Genomic DNA, 22,410 nt, shown 5'->3' on the forward strand with positions numbered 1-22,410 from the left:
GTTTTTACTTTACGTCAAACTTTTGGTTTTCTATTTCTAATTTTTCAACTTCTAGCTTCATTTTATTTGTCTCTAACAGAAAATTTTCATGCTTTAATTTTTCCAATGCAATTTCATCTTGAAGTATCTTCCGTTTTAATTTCAGCTTATCTTTGGAATGTTCTGTTATGATGGCGATAATGGGTATGGCAAATACCATTATTACTGCGACTAGTCCTGTCATGGTTATCCTCCTTAAATTAATTTCTTATTAATAAGTATACGAATAACCCTGTATGTATGTTTCAGAACATTCCATATTTATGCGATAATATAGTGAAAAAAGAGGAGTTAATGGAAATTCCTCTTTTTTTGTATTACGATAAAGACAAGCATTTTTACCAACTAATGAGGTGAAAACAATGAATGAAAAAGCTGCAGTAGGAGAAAAGGCGGCCGTCGATTATGTTAAAGACGGGATGGTTGTTGGGTTAGGGACAGGCTCAACAGTTTACTATACAATATTAAAAATAGGTGAAATGATACAGCAAGGAATGAAAGTCCAAGGAGTAGCAACAAGTGTTCAAACAGAAAAGCTGGCTGAAGAGCAAGGCATTCCACTGTTAACGTTAGATGAGGTTGAGTCCATTGATGTTGCGATTGATGGTGCAGATGAAATAGATCATCATTTTTATGCCATTAAAGGCGGAGGCGGAGCGCTGCTGAGAGAGAAAATAATTGCAAAGGCTTCCAATAAGTTCGTCGTTGTGGCTGATTCTAAAAAAATCGTTCAAAAACTCGGTAGCTTCCCATTGCCGGTTGAAGTAATTCCATTTGGAGTTAGAAAAACGGAGAGCTATATTCAACGTTTTGGATGTCAGACGTTGTTAAGAATGAACGGAGACACTCCTTATGTAACAGACAACGGTAATTATATTATAGATTGCACATTTGATGTAATAGCAGATCCGAAACAACTGGAAAAGGATTTGAACAACATTACTGGCGTTGTGGAAAATGGTTTGTTTATCGATATGGTCAAGGAAGTTATTACGATAAACGGGGATAAACAGGCAATCCTCCTTGACAAGCTAGAATAAGCTATATAGTAGGAAAAGCTAATTTTACGAACAAGTGAAAAAGAGCTTTACAGCTGAAACCTTTAACTTTGTTAGGGGTTTTTTTTATCCTGTCTTCCATTGTTCATAAAATCCTCACAATATCGCCATTTTTTTTACTTTATTAAAGTTTTCATTTCATTTTGTAAGTTATATCATCGTTACATGGATATTTATAAAATGAAAATATTATCAGAAGTAAGTGGTATATAAGCTTTATCTGCTTATGATGTGATAAGCGAAAGGGAGAGAAAATATGTCATTACGAGAAGATGCTTTAAAAATGCATCAGGAAAAGCAAGGCAAATTAGAAGTAAATGCAAAGGTAGAAGTAAAGAATGCGAAGGATTTAAGCCTTGCTTATTCACCTGGTGTTGCAGAGCCTTGTAAGGTAATTCATGAGGAGCCGGAAACAGTTTACGACTATACAATGAAAGGCAATATGGTTGGTGTTGTTACGAATGGTACTGCTGTACTTGGTTTAGGTAATATTGGTGCAGCTGCCTCGCTGCCTGTTATGGAAGGAAAAGCAATACTATTCAAGAGCTTTGCAGGAGTTGATGCATTTCCAATCGCATTGGACACTACAGACCCAGATAAAGTTGTGGAAACAGTAAAATTGTTAGCTTCTGGTTTTGGCGGAATCAATCTAGAGGATATAGCAGCACCACAGTGCTTTGAAATTGAAGAGCGTCTTAAGCAGCAATTAGATATTCCTGTATTTCACGATGATCAGCATGGAACAGCAATCGTAACGGTTGCAGGGCTGTTTAATGCTTTGAAAATCGTTAATAAAGAGTGGAAGGATATTAAGGTTGTTTTAAATGGTGCAGGTGCTGCTGGTATTGCCATCACAAAGCTTCTGTATTCTTATGGTGTGACAAACATGATCATGTGCGACACAAAGGGAGCCATTTATGCAGGACGTCCTGAAGGCATGAATAAAGTGAAGGAATCTGTAGCGGCATATACAAATGTTAACAAAGAAGCTGGTTCTTTAGCTGATGTCGTTAAAGATGCGGATGTGTTTATCGGTGTTTCTGTTGCAGGTGCCCTAACTCGTGAAATGGTTGCAACGATGAATAAAGATGCTATCATTTTTGCGATGGCAAACCCAGTGCCTGAAATTACACCAGATGAAGCGAAGGCTGCTGGAGCTGCAGTTGTTGGCACAGGAAGATCTGATTTCCCGAACCAAGTGAATAATGTTCTGGCATTCCCGGGGATTTTCCGTGGTGCACTTGATGTACGTGCAACAGATATTAATGAAGAAATGAAGCAAGCGGCAGTTGGCGCAATTGCTGACTTGGTTATGGAGTCTGAGTTAAATCCGGATTATGTTATTCCAAGCCCATTTGACCCGCGTGTTGCCCCAGCGGTAGCAGCAGCAGTTGCAAAGGCTGCAATGGAAACGAATGTGGCAAGAATTACAGTTGATCCACAACAAGTTCAAGACAAGACTGCTGAGCTGACAAGCATTGGCGGTTAAGCTTTAAACAGTGAAAGGCTGCAGTATATGCTGCAGCCTTTCTTTATTATGATGGTTGTTCTAATGTAGGAGTAACCTTTTGTGCTGCTTTATCCTTCTTAGGCTTGATACTGAAAAGTAGGTTTAACAGAATGGCAACAAGGCTTCCGGAAATAATGCCATCACTGACAATGATGCGAAGAGCTGAAGGAAGCTGTGCGAATAAATCAGGAACTGCAGTTGCACCAAGTCCAATAGAAACGGAGCACGCCATGATAAGCAGATTTGCCTGTTTGCTGAAATCAACAGTGCTGAGCATTTTAATTCCTGATGCTACGACCATCCCGAACATGACAACAGTAGCACCGCCGAGAACGGGAGTTGGTATGATAGTCGCAAATGCAGCTATTTTAGGAATCAATCCTAAAAAGACTAAAATACCGCCGGCTGCTACGACTACATTTTTTGTTTTTACCTTTGAAAGCTGGACAAGTCCAACGTTCTGGGCGAAGGTGTTATAAGGGAAGGCATTGAGTATTCCGCCAAGTGTGATGGCGACACCCTCTGCTCGATAGCCTCTAGTCAAATCTTTATCTGACAGCGGCTTTTCACAAATTTTGCTTAGTGCAAAGAAGACACCTGTTGACTCAATAACTATAACAATTCCAACAACCAGCATCGTCAAAATCGGACCAATTTCAAAGGTAGGTGTTCCAAAATAGAAAACGCTTGGCAAGCGGAACCAGCTTGCTTCTGCTACTGGAGAGAAGTCAACCTTGCCCATTAATGTAGCTACAATGGTTCCTGCAATGATGCCAGCTAGTACTGATAATGATTGAATAAATCCTTTGGAGAAGCGACTGAGAACTAGGATGAAAAGCAAAACACCAAAGGATAAGGCAAGATTATCAATCGAACCGAAATCAGGACTTGTGGCTCCGCCTCCCATATTTTTAATTCCTGATGGTATTAGTGATAAGCCGATAATTGTCACAACAGTGCCAATAACAACAGGGGGGAACAATCTTGCAATCTTACTAAAGAGCGGCGCACATAGAACGATGAACAAGCCTGTAACGATAATGGCTCCATAAATGGCTGTAATACCATAATTTGTTCCGATTGAAATCATCGGAGTGACGGCAACGAAGGAGCTGCCTAACACTACGGGCAGTCCGATTCCTAAATACTTGTTTTTCCAAGCTTGCAATAATGTCGCAATTCCACATGTGAGCAAGTCAATTGCGACTAAATAGGAGAGCTGTTCTGCTGTCAGCTCTAACGCTCTGCCGACAAGTAATGGCACAAGAATTGCACCTGCGTACATTGCCAGCACATGCTGGAGGCCTAAGGAAAAGATTTTCCCACTGTTCTGCTTTGTTTTTGTCATCATTATCACTCTTTCATCCTTAATGTTAAATAATCTAACACAACAAGTTAGGTTTAATAACATATTAAAGAGCGGAGGGAAAGAAGTCATTGGTTATAATGTACAAAATATTTAGAAAATATAGTTTACTTTACGCCTGCAGCTGGCTTCTGTGTGTGCAATATTGATTTTATCCGAAAAGCAAGTCTTAAATGAAAGGTCGTGTCAGCATCTTTCAAGCTTCTTCCTAAAAGCTCTTCACATTTTTCCAAGCGGTAAATAACTGTATTACGATGAACAAATAATCTTTTAGCAGTCTCGGAAATTTGGCAATGTGTTTCTAAATAAACGGATAAAGTATGAAGCAGGATTTGTTCATCGTCTTCTTGCTGCTTGCTCGACAATCCTTGGAAAATATGATCACAAAACTCTTGCAGATCTTTTCCTGGAATGATGCGGAGCATCTCAGAGACATCTTTGGGACGATGGATTTGGATAAATTGCGTTTTTGCTGAAAGCATGCCTGTATGATAAGCACTTAAAGCTTCTTTATACGCATTAGGCATATTGATTAGCTGATGGCTTATATTACTTACTCCAAATGACATTGTTTTCTTGAATATATTGGCGATATTAGCTTGCAGTTTTTTTAAGTAAGAGATTGCCTGTGAACGGAATTCGGCATTGGAATCCCCTGCCTCCATAATAAGAATGCAATGATCGCCTTTCACAAACAATTGTGTCATAAAAGGTGCTTTCGTGATTTCTGTTTCCAAAAATTCATACAAATAGTCTGTTTCAAGCTGGTGCTGAGTAAATGTTTTATGGACATCATCTTGATCAACCTTGCCAAGAAACATCAGACAGGGCTGTTCGTTTTGTAAGGAAAATTCTTTTGCTCTACTGGCAATTTCCTCTTTTGAAGTAATTCTTCCTTCCACCATATTTAAAAAGAATTCATTACGAGCTCTTCTTGCATATTGTCTCTCTGTATTCTCACGCATCAGCTCAAAGGAAAGTACATTTGTAGCCTGTTCAATTGTCAGCAGCAAGTTTTTGTCATTGATAGGCAGGCTTCCTAACGCAATCAGAAATGCCGGTTTTCCGATAGGGGTATGAATGGGAAATGCACAAAAGACTTCCTCTGTGTACCTGGACGAAAAACATGTGCAGGCAGTGCTATTTAAAAACAACCGAAAGTCTTCTGCATATAAGTTCATGACAAACTCACTGATTGGATGTTTGGTGTGGGAGGATGCATGTGTTTGAAAATGCTGATCAAGCAAAATAACCCTTTGTCCAATCATGGTAGATAAATCATCAAGCAATCTCTTAATCCCTTTTCCTTTTAAAATATGCTGAGTGAATTTCCGGTGGGTTTCAAAAGCAGTCATTAAATCGGTTGTCCGTTCATTCAACATATAATGCAAAGTTGCATTAACGATTTCCCCTAACGATTTCTCAAGAGGGATTTGCATAATCGGAAATTGATGCTCGTCAGCATATTGGATGACATTTTCCGGTATTTGCTCCAAAAAACGATGTGTTTTAATCCCCAGTCCGGCGCATTTTTGCTTATGCATCGATTGCACCAATTCCAAAAGCAAGGCAGAATCATCCTTCAAGTGATAGGCGGTCGTTACAAGAAAGTCATTTTCAAACAGGAAGTCAATGATGTCTGGAGCATCCATCATGGTGACATTTTTTATTTCTCTGCTCAAACCGTTTTTTCCAGCTAGAACTTCAATATCACAAAAAGCTGGTTTATTAAGAAGATCGGTAAGCTTCATAATAGCCTCCTTTATAAATACCGTTTTTTCTTTATATTATAACGTCAACTTAGTTAATTTGCACAAAAAATTTAGATAATTCTAACATTGTCTCTAATGAATTCACTAAATATCGTCTTTATGATTAATTTAATAAAAAACTGTTTGTTGGCAAAAAGAGCTTATGATGAAGATTGCTAGGAGGAAGTGAGGCAAAATGATGAAAACATCCATTCAGGTGAACGAACAAGAAATAGACAACTGGCTTAAATGGCTGTCTGATTACGGACGATCGGAGGACGGTGGGGTGACTCGCCTTCTTTATGATGAAAGCTGGGCAGAAGCACAAACCGCCTTAAAGGAAAGAATGGAGCAAATCGGATTGTCTGCCAAGTTTGACGGTGTAGGGAATCTATTCGGTAGATTGGAGGGGACGGAATCGGGTAACGCAATTTTGACTGGCTCTCATGTTGACACTGTCGTCAATGGCGGTATCTATGACGGGGGATTTGGCATTATTGCAAGCTTATTAGCTGTCGGTTATCTTTTTGAAAGGTTTGGAAAACCAAAGAAAACGATAGAGGTAGTGTCACTAAGTGAGGAAGAAGGAAGCCGCTTTCCGTTGGCATTTTGGGGTTCAGGGTCCATTACTGGGAAATATCAAAAAGACGAAAGCTTGCTACTCTTTGATTCTGCTAATATCTCTATGGCAAAGGCGTTGAATAATATACCGTTCATTCCAGATTCTGATAAGCTTCAGCGAGATGATATTGATTGCTTTATTGAATTGCATATTGAACAGGGAGCGGTACTGGAAAAAGAACAAAAATCGATTGGACTTGTTTCTCATATTGTTGGGCAGCGGAGATTTACTATTAAAGTGACAGGTGAAAGCAATCATGCAGGCACAACACCGATGCCTTACAGAAAGGACAGCCTCCATATTGCATCACAATTAATTGTGTATGCATTAGATAAAGCCTCCACCATTAATAGTTTAGTAGCAACAGCCGGGAGTATAACGGCTTCCCCAAATGTCCCGAATGTTATCCCAAATGAAGTGGTCTTTACATTAGATGTACGTCATCATGAGGAAGAGATCATTCAGCAATATTGCGAAAATATCTTTAACTATTTCAGAGAAATAGGCGCAAAAAAAGGAGTTGCTGTTGAGATAGATCAATGGCTTGATGTAAAGCCCGTGGAAATGAACATGGAACTAACTCGCATTGCGGAGGAAGTGGTGAAGGAAAACGAGCTTTCCTTTAAAACAATGACAAGCGGTGCAGGGCATGATGCACAGGTTTTTGGAACGTATTGCAAAACAGCGCTGTTATTTGTGCCAAGTGTTAATGGAATCAGCCATTCACCACTGGAGTATACGAATAAACATGATTTGAAAAATGGCGTTACAGTATTGATTGAGTTACTGCTAAAATTAGCCTATTAATAGGAAATCATTATGAAACTTTAAGGAGAGATAAGGATGTTTGCTGAATTGAACACACCGTTACGAACAATTATGACCCCAGGTCCCGTAGAAGTGGATCCAAGGGTTTTACGCGCAATGTCCACACCAATTCTTGGACAGTTTGACCCTGCATTTACAGATATTATGAATAATGTTATGAAAATGCTGCAGCGCACTTTTAAGACAAACAACGAGTGGGCATTTCCGATTGACGGGACTTCTAGATCTGGATTAGAAGCAGTGCTTGCAAGCGTGATTGAACCTGGTGATAAAGTTCTTATTCCTATCTACGGCAGATTTGGACATTTGCTCACAGAAATAGCGGAAAGATATGGGGCGGAAATTCATTTGCTTCATACTGATTGGGGAACTGTGTTTGATCCTGAAGAAGTGATTACAGAGATGAAAAAGGTAAAACCGAAAATCGTGGCAATGGTGCATGGCGAAACATCAACTGGCTGTATGCAGCCTTTAGAAGAAATCGGGAGGGCTTGTAGGGAAGCGGATGTCTTGTTTATTGTGGATGCCGTTGCCACAATCGGAGGTGCAGATGTCCAAACAGATAGTTGGTATATTGATGCTGCAATCGGAGGAAACCAAAAATGTTTATCTGTTCCTTCAGGGAATGCCCCGATAACTTATAATGATCGGATAGAAAAAATCCTTAAGCAACGTAAAAAAGTGGAACGAGGCATTGCAACAGAACAAGAATTAGCAGAAGGCAGAGCCTTTTCCGCTATCCGCAGCAATTATTTTGATTTAAGCCAGCTACAGGATTATTGGGGACCAAGAAGACTGAATCATCATACGGAAGCAACCTCCATGCTGTATGCTCTTCATGAAGGCTTAAGAATACTTCTCGAAGAAGGACTTGAGCAAAGGTTTAAGAGACATAAGCTTCATGAGAAAGCATTGATTGCCGGAATTGAGGGCATGGGCCTTGAGCTATTCGGCGATGCCCATTCAAAGCTGCCGACAGTAACATGTATAAAGATTCCAGACGGCATTGAAGCAGAATCAGTACGCAGCATGATGCTCAACGATTTTGGGGTAGAAATAGCAAGTTCATTCGGTCCGCTGCACGGCAAAATCTGGCGAATCGGCACAATGGGATACAGCTGCCGCAAGGAAAATGTCTTGTTTGCATTAGCGAGTCTTGAAGCGGCATTAATTAGGCACGGTGCAAAAGTCAATGCTGGGCAAGCACTTCAAGCATCATTAAATGCCTATGAAAAGGAAAAGTCACTAATTTAGTTCCTTATATTTTTCTGGAAAATTGACAATAATGAATCTATTGGCTATCATGTAAAAAAATAAGGAAACAATAAAAAGGATTAGTAAACGGGGCTGGGCTATCAGAAGAGAGGGTCTTACAGCTGAAAGGGACCTATAGTACGGCCGTTGAACCTGCCTTTTTCGTTCTGCATCGGATACTGTTGAAGATGCAGCGGTTAAAAGACCGTTATCATGTTAGAGTGTAAAGCTTTGCTTTGAATTAGGGTGGTACCGCCGATTTTTCGGTCCCTAATGAAAGCAGGGCTTTTTTTGTTTTCAAAAATGCGGGGAGTGATTAACATGAAGGGTAATTATGTTGAAAAAATTACGAATATGGAAGATGATTTCGCAAAGTGGTATACAGATGTAGTGACAAAAGCAGAGCTTGTTGACTATTCAAGTGTCCGTGGATCGATGATTATAAGACCGTACGGCTTCGCCATTTGGGAAAATATAAAAAACGAGCTTGATAACCGAATTAAAGAAACAGGGCATGAAAATGTCTATATGCCATTGTTCATACCAGAAAGCCTGCTCCAAAAGGAAAAGGACCATATTGAAGGCTTTGCTCCAGAGGTAGCATGGGTTACACACGGAGGAGAAGAAGAGCTAACAGAAAGACTTTGTGTTCGCCCGACATCTGAAGTGCTGTTTGGTGAGCATTATAAAGACATTATTCATTCTTACCGAGATTTGCCAAAGCTGTATAATCAATGGGCTAATGTTGTCAGATGGGAAAAAACGACAAGACCTTTTTTACGCACGTTAGAATTCCTCTGGCAGGAAGGGCATACATGTCATGAAACAGCAGAGGATGCAGACATAGAAACCGTGCAAATGCTTCATGTTTATGCAGATATTTGTGAACAAATATTAGCTATCCCAGTCATTAAGGGGAAGAAAACAGAGAAGGAAAAATTTGCTGGAGCAAGATATACTTATACAATCGAAAGTTTGATGCATGATGGAAAGGCGCTGCAATCAGGTACATCGCATCATTTAGGGGACCACTTTGCCAAAGCGTTTGGAATCCAATTTACAGACAGGAACGGTACGCAAAGCTATGTGCATCAAACATCTTGGGGATTTACAACAAGAATCATTGGGGCAATGATCATGGTGCACGGCGACGACAGAGGATTAGTTGTGCCTCCAAGGATTGCACCGACCCAAGTAATGATTATTCCGATTGCCCAGCATAAGGAAGGCGTCCTTGATTTCACTTACGAGCTTAAAAAGCAGCTCCAAACGAGCTTCCGCACAGGCTTGGATGCAAGTGATAAGAAGCCAGGCTGGAAGTTCAATGAATATGAAATGAAAGGGATACCTGTGAGGCTCGAGGTTGGCCCAAAGGATATAGAGCAAAAGCAAGTTGTACTTGTGCGACGTGATACAGGCGAAAAGCTTGCTGTTCCATTAGATGGGCTTGAACACACAATTGCCAATCTGCTTAATGATATCCAAGAAAATCTGCTGACAAGGGCTACAGAGCATCGCGAAGCAAATACCCATATTGCCCTTGACTTCGATACATTTAAAAAGCAGGCAAATGAACAGAAAACAGGCTTTATAAAAGCGATGTGGTGTGGTGATACAGTGTGCGAAGAGTTTATTAAAGAAGAAACTGGCGCAACATCAAGATGTATGCCGTTTGAACAAGAAAAAATCAGTGATACATGTGTATGCTGTGATAAAGAAGCAGACGCGCTAGTGTATTGGGCAAAAGCTTATTAATGCCAAAAAGCCGAAGGAGAATCTCCTTCGGCTTAAGTTAATGCAAAAAAATACAAACGTTTTCATTTCTCGCTATTTTTACCATATAGATAGTAAGAAAGTAGTATACCCCAAGTATTGACCGCCATGTATTATTTGTTAACATTAATGGTAGGGAGAAATAAAGCGTTATTATGGCATATTAGTCTCAAATGTATAGGTATGCCATATTGGGAAAATAGATTGCCTTTAGTCCATACTGGTTGATGACAGGACATCAGGGCAGTGGAGGGGTATTGAATGAGAAAATGGGCTGTAATCGTCATGGTGGCCCTGTTTCTGACTGGCTGCAGCTCAGAAACATATGAAAACGACATGAAAGCAGCAAAAACAGCAATTGAGAGTGGCGACTTAAAAAAGGCCCTTTTATCACTTGAACTTGCCCTTGAGCAGAAGCCAAAGGATAACGCCGCACGCGACCTCCATAAAAGAGTGTCAGGATTAATGGATATAAAAACCGCCATTGATAACGGGAACTGGAGCGATGCATTAGCCAAAGCGAGCCAGCTTGCAGAGGATGGCAAGGTGGATAAAGATTTAGATACACTGCTGGACAAATATTTAGTAGCAGCAGAAGCAAATGCAAATGAATAGGAGAGAGGACAGGCATCTATCAGTCTGTTTTTTATTCAGAAAGGCGTATTTTCTTTGGAAAAGCGTCTTTTTTTATTGGATATATGATTTGCTCCTTTATAAAAAAATCGCCATCCATTACGGTAGTATCAAAATCATGCTATTCTTCATCTGTATGTAAATTCCCTAATGATTTGGTGAAAGGAAAATGAATAAAGCTGAATTCTTAAAAGAAACACCATTGTGAAAAAAGGAATATTTGGTATGAATAAAAGAGACCTAGTAGATAACTTCTTCTAGGTCTCTTTTTATTAAAATTCATTAAACTGTTTGATTGTTCTCTAGCTTTTCTCTCTCTTTTTCATTACTTTCATGTAAATGTTTCGTTGCTGGCCAAAAGGCTGCTTTTTTGCATAAAGCAGTTATGCTAGGCACCAAAAATGGACGAACAACAAATGTATCGAGAAGCACACCGATTGCGGTAATTGTTCCGAAGTGGACTAATATTTGAATCGGTAATGTTGTTAATACCATAAAGGTGGCTGCAAGGATGACTCCTGCTGAAGTTATAACTCCTCCAGATTCGGCGACTCCTTCTTTAATCGCTTGGGTCAGCGGCATTTCCTTGCTTTTCTTCCAAATGCTCGAGATCATAAAAATATTATAATCTTCTCCAAGTGCGACAATGAAGACGAAGGCGTAAAGTGGAATCAGCCCTTGAATAGCGTCAACACCAAATCCGTAATGGAGAATGACCCAGCCTAAGCCTAATGCACTGAAATAAGACAGCAGCACTGTTGCAATAAGATAAATCATTGCTGTTATTGATCGCAAATAGGCAAGCAGTAGCACTGCTATCATGACAACAATAATCGGAATGACAAGAAGTGCATCACCATCAGCTGTTTCTTTTGTATCAAGCTGCTCTGCGGTAATGCCTCCTATCCAAACCTTGTCACTGCTATTTGTAATACCATTGTCAGCAAGAGTTTCTTCAACAGCTTTACGGAGGTCAGGCAGCTTTTCCATTGCCTCATTTGAGTAAGGATTTGTATTAAGCTCTACGGAATATTTCAGCAGGCCTGCATCATCCTTTCCTTGCTCACCTTCAGAAACTTTTGCTACATATGGCAGGTCGTTCAATGTATCTTCTACAGAAATATCTTTTCCTTCTGTTTGGACAACAATATCTGCTGGAGCAAGCTCACCTGCAGAAAAATGCTCAGAGATAATCGAGAATCCTTCTCTTGACGGCATATCTTCAGGGAAAGAAGATAATGTGTCATACGTGTATTCGGTTTTTATGGATAATAAGGCGAAAATGCCGAGAAATACAGTTGTTATTATAGTAACCTTCCAAGGATGCTTAACAGCAATTTTACCGACAAATTCCCCGATTGCCCAAGTCTTTTTCGGTTTCTTCGCTTTTTTTGCTTTTTCCATGTCTGCAGTTTTTGGCATGAAAGGGAAGAAGGATATTCTTCCAAAAATCGCTAGGATTGCTGGAACAAGTGTTAAGCTTGCGATCATCATTATTAAGATAGCAAGGCTAAAAGGTACGGCAAACCGTTGGATTGACCCATATTCTGCAAGCAGCAGAACCAGCAGGGAGAACACAACTGTCAGCCCGCTCATTGCCACAGCTCCGCCTGAACGACGCAGGGCATTTGCCATTGCAATTTCCTTCTTTGTTTCAACCTTTAGCAAGCTTCTGTATTTGCTTATAAGGAACAAGCAATAATCTGTTCCTGCGCCAAACAGCAAGACTGTCATGATGGCAATGCTTTGTGAGTCAAACTCAATCCAGCCAGCTTTTCCCATGCCCCCAAGGATTGGGCTAATCACTAAGTAGGCGATACCAACTCCAATGAGCGGTATGAATGCTAGAATAGGAGAGCGGTATATGACTAGTAAACAGATTAAAACAATAATAACAGTACCGATTAGTAAAGATAAGTCGCCTTGGCTAAACAACGCTGCTGCATCGACTGCAATCCCGACAGGCCCTGTAGTTCTTGCTGAGAGGTTATCAGCATCACCAATCTTTGTTTTGAAAGGATCTGTGCTAAAAACATCGGACGCTGTGTCTTGAAGTTCTTCAAGACTTTTCTCTAATTCAGCAGTTGTTGCTGACTTCTCAAACAATACAGCAAGAACAAAGGTTGTTCCATCGTCTGAAACTTGCTGCTTCAATACTTCAACAGGCAGTTGGTGAAGCGGTGCGATCGTCTGTTGATGTACAACTGGTTTCTCCGCTAGTTCACCAGCTAATTTTTGTATTTGTGTTAAATCCTCATCTGCAAGGCCAGCTTCTCGATGAAAGGTAATAAGTGCTGGTGTACCTTGTTCATTTGGAAATTCTTTATTAATAATTGCTTCTGCTTCTTGAGAAGGAGAATCCTCAGACAGATTTGCTGCAAGCTCGTTTTTCTGTGAGCTTGCTTGTGGCAGTGTCAGGCTCAAAACAAGGACAAGGCAGATCCATGCAAGCAGGGTAAGCCATCTTCCTGTTTTACCTGAAACAAAACGGAAAACAGTTGGGATAAGATTTTTCACTTTATTTAGCTCCTTTAAATTGGTTTATATGATGAACTTATCAACTGATAAGCTGAGACAAAAAAATCAACTTATCAAACGATAAGGTAATCAGAAAAATATAATGCTGCTTCTGTAATAGTGTAGAAACAGCATGCATAAATGGGTAAAACTCAGCTGTTTTTTTCCGCAATTCCACTTAAAAATATTTGAACGATGAGTCTTGCCTTCTTTTCAACGATGGCTTTTTGCTCAGATTCAGTTAAGGTTTTCATGAAATCTGGGAGAAGAGCTGACTTAATCATGTTCAACAAAAGGAGAGACACTTCAAAACTGCTGCTGTCTATCGCCTCAAATGAACCAATTTCCTTTTTGGAAACTGCCTCCTCGAACATATGCATAATCGGTGAAAGGAAGCCTTTTTGCCAATGGCCATTAATAACCTGTTTGACATCTTCCGGCATTTCATGATGAAGATCATGAAACATTTGCATTAAATCCTCTTGATAATTTTGCATGAAATAACAGGACAGATGAAAAATACGCTGCTTTATGTCAGGAAAATCTCTAGCTATCTTGGTAAGATGGTTCTCGGTCTGAAGGATGGAAGCCTTTAAGACCTCTATATAAATTTCTTGCTTATTCTGAAAGTGATGGTATAAAGCAGGCTGGGTTATCCCGCATTCTGCCGCGATTTTCCTTGTGCTGACTGCCCGATATCCAAGCTCCATAAATAATTTTGTTGCTGCCTTGATGATCAGATGGTGTGTATCTTGTGTTTGTGAAGGCAACTCGGTGTGATTCCTTTTCATTTTGTTTCCTTTCTAATACCCAATAAAATGACTTATCACTCGATAAGTATAGGAGAAATTAAAAAAATATGCAACTTGTGAACAAACAGTGAATAAATTTGTGAAATGTTGAACAAAGTTTCGGAAACCTATTGCGGACTGGTGTAAAAGAGATTAAGATATGCTTGTAAGAAGAAAAATTGGTTTTTCGGGATTAAATTTCCATTATTTAAATCTTTAATTGCAAACCGGGTCCTTAAACAAGACATGACGGTTTTTCTTTTAAAGATTATTGTGAAAACATTCACAAAGTATAATATCTGGAGGGATTAGTAATGTCGACTGTCGAAAAGGATGTTAAGGCAAAACAGGAAGCGAATGATGTGCAAGCTATCATTGATGATATTGCTGCAAAAGGCAAAAAGGCGCTCAAAGAATTTTATGAGCTGGATCAGACTAAGATTGATCAAATAGTGAAGGAAATGGCCTTGGCAGGGCTTGATAAACATATGTATTTAGCTAAGCTTGCAGTTGAAGAAACTGGGAGAGGCATTTATGAGGATAAAATAACGAAAAATATTTTCGCAACAGAATATATTTATCACAGTATTAAATATGACAAAACGGTTGGAATCATCAGAGATGATGAATCGGCAGGAGTTGTTGAAATAGCTGATCCAATTGGTGTTATTGCAGGTGTTACTCCTGTGACGAATCCCACATCTACAACGATGTTTAAAGCCATTATTGCCATAAAAACACGTAACCCGATTGTATTTGCTTTCCATCCATCAGCACAGCGCTGCAGCAGTGAGGCCGCAAGGATTTTACGAGATGCTGCTGTAAAAGCAGGTGCTCCTGAAAATTGCATCCAGTGGATTGAGAAACCTTCCATTGAAACGACAAAGACATTGATGAACCATCCAGGCATTTCTTTAATATTGGCAACAGGCGGTCCAGGAATGGTTAAATCTGCGTATAGCTGTGGTAAACCAGCTCTTGGCGTCGGTGCGGGCAATGTGCCATGTTATATAGAAAAAACAGCAAAGGTAAAGCGTGCAGTCAATGATTTAATTCTTTCTAAAACATTTGATAACGGCATGATTTGTGCATCTGAACAGGCAGTTATTGTTGATAAGGAAATTTATGAAGAGGTAAGAACCGAGCTTATTCGCAACGGCTGTCACTTCTTAAATGAAGCCGAAAAAAAGAAAGTGGAAGAGCTCGTCATTAATGTAAATACATGTGCGGTCAATCCTGATATTGTCGGTAAATCAGCCTATGATATTGCAGCAATGGCAGGAGTTGAAGTGCATAAAGAAACAAAAATTCTCATCGCAGAATTGGATGGAGTTGGTCCAGCGTATCCTCTTTCAAGGGAAAAGCTCAGCCCTGTGCTTGCCTGCTATAAAGCAGAATCTACAGAAGAAGGGATTAAGCGTGCGGAGGAAATGCTTGAGTTCGGAGGTTTAGGACATTCTGCTGTCATTCATTCAGAGGATGAGGAGGTAACGAGGAAGTTTGCTTTAAGAATGAAAGCATGCCGGATTATCAGCAATGCCCCGTCTTCCCAAGGAGCAATCGGTGATATATATAATGCCTTCATGCCTTCATTGACATTAGGGTGCGGTTCTTATGGAAAAAACTCCGTTGCCACGAATGTAACAGATGTGCATTTGCTGAATGTCAAAAAACTTGCTAAAAGGAATGTTAATATGCAATGGTTCAAACTTCCGCCAAAAATTTACTTTGAAAAAAATTCAGTTCAATATTTACAGAAAATGAAGGAGATTTCAAGGGTGTTCATTGTCACAGACCCTTATATGGTTAAGCTTGGCTATGTGGATAAAGTGCTGCATCATTTAAGACAAAGATCTGACCTCATCCAAGTCGAAGTATTTTCAGATGTTGAGCCAGATCCATCTCTCGACACTGTGGCAAGAGGAACAGAAATGATGGCCAAATTTCAGCCTGATTGCATCATAGCATTAGGTGGTGGTTCACCAATGGATGCAGCGAAAGGAATGTGGCTTTTCTATGAACATCCCGAAGAGGATTTCTTTGGACTTAAGCAAAAATTTCTTGATATTAGAAAAAGAGTTTACAAGTATCCGAGTCTTGGAGGCAAAGCTAAATTTGTAGCAATACCAACAACCTCCGGAACAGGCTCTGAGGTAACTTCCTTCGCAGTCATTACAGATAAGGAGAATAATATTAAATACCCGCTCGCAGACTATGAGTTAACACCGGATGTTGCCATCATTGATTCACAGTTTGTTATGACAGTTCCTCCGGCTGTAACTGCTGACACGGGCATGGATGTACTGACACACGCAGTAGAGGCTTATGTATCCAATATGGCGAATGATTACACAGATGGATTGGCTGTTAAAGCAGTTCAATTGATTTTTGAATACTTGCCGCGAGCTTATCGCAATGGTAAGGACGAAGAGGCACGGGAGAAGGTTCATAATGCCTCCACCATTGCTGGAATGGCATTTGCCAATGCCTTTTTAGGAATTAACCACAGCTTGGCACATAAATTAGGAGCAGAGTTCCATATTGCTCACGGCCGGTCCAATGCCATATTAATGCCACATGTAATCCGCTATAATGCAGAGAAACCGAAGAAATTCACAGCTTTTCCTAAATATGAGCATTTTAAAGCAGATGAGCGTTATGCAGATTTAGCAAGAATATTAGGTCTGCCTGCAAATACGACAGAGCAGGGAGTAGACAGCTTTGTTAAAGCGGTTATCCGCTTGGCTAAGGAGCTGAATATTCCAATGAGCATTGCTGCTAACGGTGTTGAAAAGGAAGCCTTCGAGAAAAGAGTAGAGTATTTGGCAGATAGAGCATTTGAAGATCAATGTACAACAGCAAACCCGAAGCTGCCGTTAGTTACTGATTTAGCAGAAATATACCGAAAAGCATATAAAGGGGTTTAATAATAAAAAAAAGGCGCAGATTATCTGTGCCTTTTTTTTTAGCTGTTTTGTTACCAACCGCTATGCTGGTCCTTTTATTTTTATCGATGCTACTTTTCTTAGATCTAAATAATCATCTTTGATACGAACAAGGGGCAGATGGGGCTCATTTTGATGAATAAAAATAATTTCCGCTGTTTGCTCGGTTGTTAATGTAACTTTGTTAAAAAGCTGTTTTCGCATGAGGTAGGAAGCAAACGGAATAACGATGGCAGGGTTTAAAGAGTTGCCATGAGCTTCGTCAACCAATTCGTTAATCGCTTCAAAATAGGTTTTTTTCTTTTGGTCCCAAGGATTAGAGCACATGCTGTTAAAAATATCAGCAACGGAAATAATTTGAATCATAAATGGAATATCCTTTTCCTTACGGTTATAAGGATAGCCGTTACCATTAATTTTTTCATGATGAAGCAGTGCTGTTCTTGAAATGATAATGTCTAGTGAATTAATGGAAAAAAGAATGCTTTTTCCTAATTTTGTATGTTTTTGGATTTCTTTATATTCAGAATGTGTCAGCTTTGTCTTTTTGTGAAGGATATCCTCATTTATCAGGAGCATACCAATATCGTGAAATAAACCCATTTGGCTTAATAAATGACAGTTTTTTGCAGAGTATCCTAAGGTATTACCAATAAGTGCGGATATGATACCTACATTAATGCTGTGCTTATAAATAGAGCTGCTTGCAAAAGATTCATCCAGAATGATATCTAAAATCGAAATGTCTTGTATAGCTAATTCGATTAAATTTTCATAGTCTGAGAGCATTTTCTCCAGACCATCCTCACTTTTAGTGATGATAGAGGAAAATGTTTTTTTTACTTGCTCAATAAGCACTAAGTAAGCATCCTCAACGGATAAGGGCTTATAGGCTTCTGACAATAAATTTATAGAATTAATATCAACTTTGTGGTTTATAAGCAGTTCAATATGGGTATTATCCAAAACAGCGCCTTTTTTTAATAGTAAAAGACCTTCAATGGAATTTGAAAAGATATCTTCATTTATTTTTGTTCCGATGTATTTTGTTTTTATTTTTTCAATATCCATATTGATTCCTCCTCCTAGAAATCATGAAGCATTGGAGTGTATGAACGCAGAAACAGGGTAAAATTATATGTGAAATATATAGTAAATTCTACCTTATATTAATTAGGAGCGGAATAGACTATATCCCTAGGCGGCATACGACATTATTCCTAATTTCCTTCCATATAAGGAGGATACTGCCTTTCATGATTGACCTCTACTAATCAAGTAGATATATTTACACTTAAATAAAGAAGTTACTGAAATTAAAATGTCTACAATTGTATGTAACCAAAGTGAGGTGCAGCTATGTATAAAGAGGATCGTACACAGAGGGTTAATCAAGTTGAACAAAATGGGTTATCAAAATATGAATATCATATGAATATACTCAGAAAAGAGCTTATGCAATGTCGGACAATCAAAATTCCTTTTCAGAACATATCTATAAGCCACCAGGAGTTGGCAGATTGGATAATAGAAGAACTTTCTCCACAAGAATTAAATGAAATTATTGTCATGTTGAGCAATGCTAAAAAAAGATCTTCATCCGTGAGGCCGCTTTTTCAAGTTATTGCCACAGGACTTATAAAAAACTAAGTATTGCTTAGACCTATATAAGATATAAATGCTGCAAACTGCAATGAGGTAATTCCTTTCTTAAAGTTTGGTCAACAGCTGTAACATGCATTTGATTCATACGGACAAGCTCCTTTTCTGTTAAGATGCGGGTAATTTTAGTACAATTACTATGGATATATCCTTCTAGATAGTGATTGAAAGATAAAAACTCGCAATGATAAAGATTGGACCGTCGCAAACTTTTAGGAGGGGAATTACGTGTCAGATTGTAAACAAAAATTATACATCTATTTAAATGAGCATATAGAATTTATGGCAGAGGAATGGATTAAAACATTAAGCGCAAGCGAATCTGTTTTTTACAGGATTGAAGAGGGACAGCCAATAAGAGAGGAGCTTATCAGCAGCTATCAAATTTTGATGGGAAATGTCCTTCATGTCTTTAATTCAGATGAAGAAGTCTATCGAACAAGCATTGCGGAGTGGGCTGTTAAGGTTGCAAAACAAAGATCACAAGACCTTGTACCGATTTTGGAGTCAATAGAGCAGCTTACTTGTGTTAAAGCTATCTTGTTTAAATATATTCAAAAATTTGCAGAGGAATCTGGGGAGCATTTGACTGTTAGCAATATGTTCAACTGGCTGCGTCTGGCAAACTATGCTTTTGATATCTTTACGAATATTTTTATTGAATACTATGATAAGTTTAAACATCATCAGCTTTCTGCACAGCAGGAAACAATTTATGAATTGAGCAGCCCTGTTATTCCGATTACGAAGGGAATAGGAGTACTTCCTTTAATTGGCGATATTGATACACAAAGAGCAAATATTATTATGGAAACTACACTAAAGCAATGCAATAATAACAATATGGAAAAGCTATTTATTGACTTATCAGGAGTACCAATAATTGATACAATGGTAGCACAGCAAATCTTTCATGTTATTCATGCATTGAACCTTATTGGAGTTAGTGCATATCTTTCCGGCTTGCGTCCGGAAGTTGCACAGACGGCAATCCAGCTAGGTGTTGACTTTAGTAAAATTCCAATTTTCAACAACCTCGCCAGTGCATTATCAAGACTGGGCATTACGGTTAATGAAGGATAATTAACGCTCAAGCAAAAAAGAGGTGTATCATTTAAAATGATCTATTTAGCAGCACTCATTTTTCCTGGATTATTAGTATTGCTTTTTACAAGGGTAGCATACAACCGTGTACTTGCCTTAGTTCTTACTGTTGCACTGATTGCTGCCTCTGCGTATAAAGGCTATACGAATTCTCTTTTGCTGATTGTCATTGATTCATTTTCCCTCACAGCGGGATTTTGGCTTAGCCATAGGTTAAAAAAAAGCGCGGCTAAACCAGCTGAATAAAGATAGAAAAAATGGCCTTCCTGCCAGATGAATGTACTCTTTGTCGAGAATTCATCTGAAAGGGAGGCCATTCTTTTTTTAGAGGGAGCATACAAGTTTATAAAGCCATCATAATAAAGGAAGAAGAAAATAATAAAAAGGGGAATATTCGTTCGCATATTGTTGGTTTGAATAGGACAGTTTGTGGTAGAATGGTGATATATCAATTTCTTACATTTAAATTAGGAAAAACGGTGTTTCTTTAACATTTACATATAAAGCTACACTTTCCAAGCAGGTGAACCTTAAGATAACTTACCTTACAGATAAATGAAACAGGAGGATTACAGTGAGCCAAGAATTCGAATTAGTTTCTAAATATTCCCCTCAAGGGGACCAGCCCGCGGCAATTAAAGAGCTCGTTGCTGGAATAAATTCAGGCAAGAAAATCCAAACGCTCCTTGGTGCTACAGGGACAGGGAAAACATTTACTGTCAGCAATGTCATCAAAGAGGTAAAAAAACCGACATTAATTATTGCACATAACAAAACATTAGCGGGTCAGCTTTACAGCGAATTTAAGGAATTTTTCCCAAACAATGCTGTTGAGTATTTTGTCAGCTATTATGATTATTATCAGCCGGAAGCATATGTGCCAAGCACAGATACCTTCATAGAAAAGGATGCAAGCATCAATGATGAGATTGATAAGCTTCGTCACTCGGCGACAGCCTCGCTGTTTGAGAGGGAGGATGTTATCATCATTGCCAGCGTTTCCTGTATATATGGCTTGGGTTCTCCAGAAGAGTACAAGGAAATGGTTGTTTCGTTAAGAACAGGTATGGAGATTGAACGCAATCAGCTTCTTCGCAGGCTTGTTGATGTCCAATATGACCGCAATGATATTGATTTTAAGCGGGGAACATTCCGCGTAAGAGGAGATGTCGTTGAAATCTTTCCGGCCTCCCGTGACGAGCGCTGTATCAGAGTGGAGTTTTTTGGAGATGAAATCGACCGCATTCGCGAAGTAGATGCATTAACAGGAGAAATTTATGGAGAAAGAAATCATGTTTCCATTTTTCCGGCATCCCACTTCGTTACACGAGAAGAAAAAATGAAAATAGCAATAGAGAATATTGAAAAAGAGCTGGACGAACGGCTTGAAAAGCTTAGGGAGGACAATAAGCTGTTAGAGGCACAGCGTCTTGAACAGCGGTGTCGATATGATTTGGAGATGATGAGGGAAATGGGCTTCTGTTCGGGGATTGAAAACTACTCCCGCCATTTGACTTTAAGACCACCTGGCTCCACACCATATACATTATTGGACTTCTTTCCAAAGGATTTCTTGCTTGTTATTGATGAGTCCCATGTTACTTTGCCGCAAGTAAGGGGAATGTACAACGGAGACCAGGCGCGTAAAGGGGTGCTTGTTGACCATGGCTTCCGCTTGCCGTCTGCACTGGACAACAGACCATTAACATTTGGTGAATTTGAGGAGCATATTAATCAGATGATTTGCGTTTCAGCGACACCAGGTCCGTATGAAATCGAGCATACTCCAGAAATGATCGAACAGATTATCAGACCGACAGGGTTGCTTGATCCAACGATAGATATCCGTCCGATAGAAGGTCAGATAGATGATTTAATCGGTGAAATTCAAGAGCGTATTAAGAAGAATGAAAGGGTATTGGTTACTACCTTGACGAAAAAAATGTCAGAGGACTTGACGGATTATCTGAAGGAAATCGGCATTAAGGTTCAATATCTTCATTCTGAAGTAAAAACCTTGGAGCGTATTGAAATTATCCGTGAGCTCCGCTTAGGAAAATATGATGTTCTCGTTGGTATTAACCTGCTGCGGGAAGGTCTTGATATTCCGGAAGTATCACTTGTAACTATTTTGGATGCTGACAAAGAGGGCTTCCTTCGTTCCGAGCGTTCTCTGATTCAAACAATTGGGCGTGCAGCGAGAAATTCAAATGGGCATGTCATTATGTATGCAGATAAGATGACAAACTCGATGGATATAGCGATAAATGAAACGAAACGCCGCCGGGCTATGCAAGAGGAATACAATGAGAAGCACGGCATCACACCGCAAACCATTCAAAAGGGCATCAGGGATTCAATCAGGGCAACACAAGCTGCAGAGGAACCAGAAGAGTATTCTGCATCTGCCAAGCTGGAAAAGTTGACGAAAAAAGACAAAGAAGCAATGATTGCGCAAATGGAAGCAGAAATGAAGGAAGCTGCAAAAGCCCTCAATTTCGAAAGGGCTGCAGAGCTTCGCGATTTGCTTCTTGAGCTTAAGGCAGAGGGGTGAAGG

17 protein-coding genes and 1 other annotated feature are annotated in these 22,410 nt (G+C 39.5%); of the genes, 11 read left to right on the top strand and 6 right to left on the bottom strand.

Annotated features, from left to right (window positions below):
- Window positions 1-4: 4 nt before the first annotated feature.
- Window positions 5-223 carry a hypothetical protein gene (locus tag CEQ21_RS15825; RefSeq protein ID WP_185765359.1) on the bottom strand — a complete coding sequence of 73 codons (219 nt, stop codon included), beginning with the start codon at window positions 221-223 and terminating at the stop codon, window positions 5-7.
- A 178-nt stretch (window positions 224-401) separates the two neighbouring features.
- Between CEQ21_RS15825 and rpiA the strand changes: the two genes are divergently transcribed.
- Window positions 402-1,079, top strand: coding sequence for a ribose-5-phosphate isomerase RpiA (gene rpiA, locus CEQ21_RS15830; RefSeq protein ID WP_185765360.1), 678 nt, complete (start codon window positions 402-404; stop codon window positions 1,077-1,079).
- 274 nt (window positions 1,080-1,353) lie between these two features.
- Window positions 1,354-2,586: an NADP-dependent malic enzyme gene (locus CEQ21_RS15835; RefSeq protein WP_185765361.1), complete on the top strand. Its 1,233-nt coding sequence runs from the start codon at window positions 1,354-1,356 to the stop codon at window positions 2,584-2,586.
- A gap of 46 nt (window positions 2,587-2,632) precedes the next feature.
- Here CEQ21_RS15835 and CEQ21_RS15840 read toward each other — a convergent pair whose 3' ends face one another.
- Both CEQ21_RS15840 and CEQ21_RS15845 read right to left on the bottom strand, forming a co-directional pair.
- Window positions 2,633-3,955, bottom strand: a complete 1,323-nt coding sequence (locus CEQ21_RS15840; protein WP_185767294.1) for a nucleobase:cation symporter-2 family protein — start codon at window positions 3,953-3,955, stop codon at window positions 2,633-2,635.
- 125 nt (window positions 3,956-4,080) lie between these two features.
- Window positions 4,081-5,724 (bottom strand): PucR family transcriptional regulator, encoded by a 1,644-nt coding sequence (locus CEQ21_RS15845; RefSeq protein WP_185765362.1) that lies wholly within the window; start codon window positions 5,722-5,724, stop codon window positions 4,081-4,083.
- Window positions 5,725-5,920: 196 nt separating this feature from the next.
- Here CEQ21_RS15845 and CEQ21_RS15850 point away from each other — a divergent pair, with 196 nt between their 5' ends.
- The 4 genes from CEQ21_RS15850 (at window position 5,921) to CEQ21_RS15865 (ending at window position 10,816) form a co-directional block, all read left to right on the top strand.
- Window positions 5,921-7,153, top strand: a complete 1,233-nt coding sequence (locus tag CEQ21_RS15850; RefSeq protein WP_328593482.1) for a Zn-dependent hydrolase — start codon at window positions 5,921-5,923, stop codon at window positions 7,151-7,153.
- 36 nt (window positions 7,154-7,189) lie between these two features.
- The gene (locus tag CEQ21_RS15855) at window positions 7,190-8,428 is read left to right on the top strand and encodes a pyridoxal-phosphate-dependent aminotransferase family protein (protein ID WP_185765363.1); all 1,239 of its coding nucleotides are present in this window, start codon (window positions 7,190-7,192) and stop codon (window positions 8,426-8,428) included.
- Between the two features lie 61 nt (window positions 8,429-8,489).
- Window positions 8,490-8,703 (top strand) — a binding site (T-box leader).
- A gap of 46 nt (window positions 8,704-8,749) precedes the next feature.
- On the top strand, window positions 8,750-10,183 hold the full coding sequence (proS, locus tag CEQ21_RS15860) for a proline--tRNA ligase (protein ID WP_185765364.1): 1,434 nt from the start codon (window positions 8,750-8,752) through the stop codon (window positions 10,181-10,183).
- Between the two features lie 279 nt (window positions 10,184-10,462).
- Entirely contained in the window at window positions 10,463-10,816 is a 354-nt protein-coding gene (locus tag CEQ21_RS15865) for a hypothetical protein (protein WP_185765365.1), read from the top strand.
- A gap of 300 nt (window positions 10,817-11,116) precedes the next feature.
- On the opposite strand, the gene CEQ21_RS15870 is transcribed toward CEQ21_RS15865, so the two are convergent.
- Together CEQ21_RS15870 and CEQ21_RS15875 are read right to left on the bottom strand one after the other, a co-directional pair.
- Window positions 11,117-13,351, bottom strand: coding sequence for an MMPL family transporter (locus CEQ21_RS15870; protein WP_185765366.1), 2,235 nt, complete (start codon window positions 13,349-13,351; stop codon window positions 11,117-11,119).
- Between the two features lie 152 nt (window positions 13,352-13,503).
- Complete coding sequence (locus CEQ21_RS15875) at window positions 13,504-14,142, bottom strand: TetR/AcrR family transcriptional regulator (RefSeq protein ID WP_185765367.1); 639 nt, start codon at window positions 14,140-14,142, stop codon at window positions 13,504-13,506.
- Between the two features lie 314 nt (window positions 14,143-14,456).
- Here CEQ21_RS15875 and adhE point away from each other — a divergent pair, with 314 nt between their 5' ends.
- A complete protein-coding gene (gene adhE / locus CEQ21_RS15880) occupies window positions 14,457-17,069 on the top strand; it encodes a bifunctional acetaldehyde-CoA/alcohol dehydrogenase (RefSeq protein WP_185765368.1) in 2,613 nt (870 codons plus the stop codon).
- A 60-nt stretch (window positions 17,070-17,129) separates the two neighbouring features.
- Here the strand turns inward: adhE and CEQ21_RS15885 are convergent, their stop codons facing one another.
- Complete coding sequence (locus tag CEQ21_RS15885; RefSeq protein WP_185765369.1) at window positions 17,130-18,158, bottom strand: HD-GYP domain-containing protein; 1,029 nt, start codon at window positions 18,156-18,158, stop codon at window positions 17,130-17,132.
- A 288-nt stretch (window positions 18,159-18,446) separates the two neighbouring features.
- Between CEQ21_RS15885 and CEQ21_RS15890 the strand changes: the two genes are divergently transcribed.
- The 4 genes from CEQ21_RS15890 (at window position 18,447) to uvrB (ending at window position 22,407) form a co-directional block, all read left to right on the top strand.
- Window positions 18,447-18,737 carry a hypothetical protein gene (locus CEQ21_RS15890; protein WP_185765370.1) on the top strand — a complete coding sequence of 97 codons (291 nt, stop codon included), beginning with the start codon at window positions 18,447-18,449 and terminating at the stop codon, window positions 18,735-18,737.
- 240 nt (window positions 18,738-18,977) lie between these two features.
- Window positions 18,978-19,832 carry an STAS domain-containing protein gene (locus CEQ21_RS15895; RefSeq protein ID WP_185765371.1) on the top strand — a complete coding sequence of 285 codons (855 nt, stop codon included), beginning with the start codon at window positions 18,978-18,980 and terminating at the stop codon, window positions 19,830-19,832.
- A 36-nt stretch (window positions 19,833-19,868) separates the two neighbouring features.
- The gene (locus tag CEQ21_RS15900) at window positions 19,869-20,099 is read left to right on the top strand and encodes a CsbA family protein (RefSeq protein ID WP_185765372.1); all 231 of its coding nucleotides are present in this window, start codon (window positions 19,869-19,871) and stop codon (window positions 20,097-20,099) included.
- A gap of 328 nt (window positions 20,100-20,427) precedes the next feature.
- Complete coding sequence (gene uvrB / locus CEQ21_RS15905) at window positions 20,428-22,407, top strand: excinuclease ABC subunit UvrB (RefSeq protein WP_185765373.1); 1,980 nt, start codon at window positions 20,428-20,430, stop codon at window positions 22,405-22,407.
- The last annotated feature ends 3 nt before the right edge of the window (window positions 22,408-22,410 follow it).

The organism is Niallia circulans, assembly GCF_007273535.1.
Classification (GTDB): Bacteria; Bacillota; Bacilli; order Bacillales; family Cytobacillaceae; genus Niallia; species Niallia circulans_B.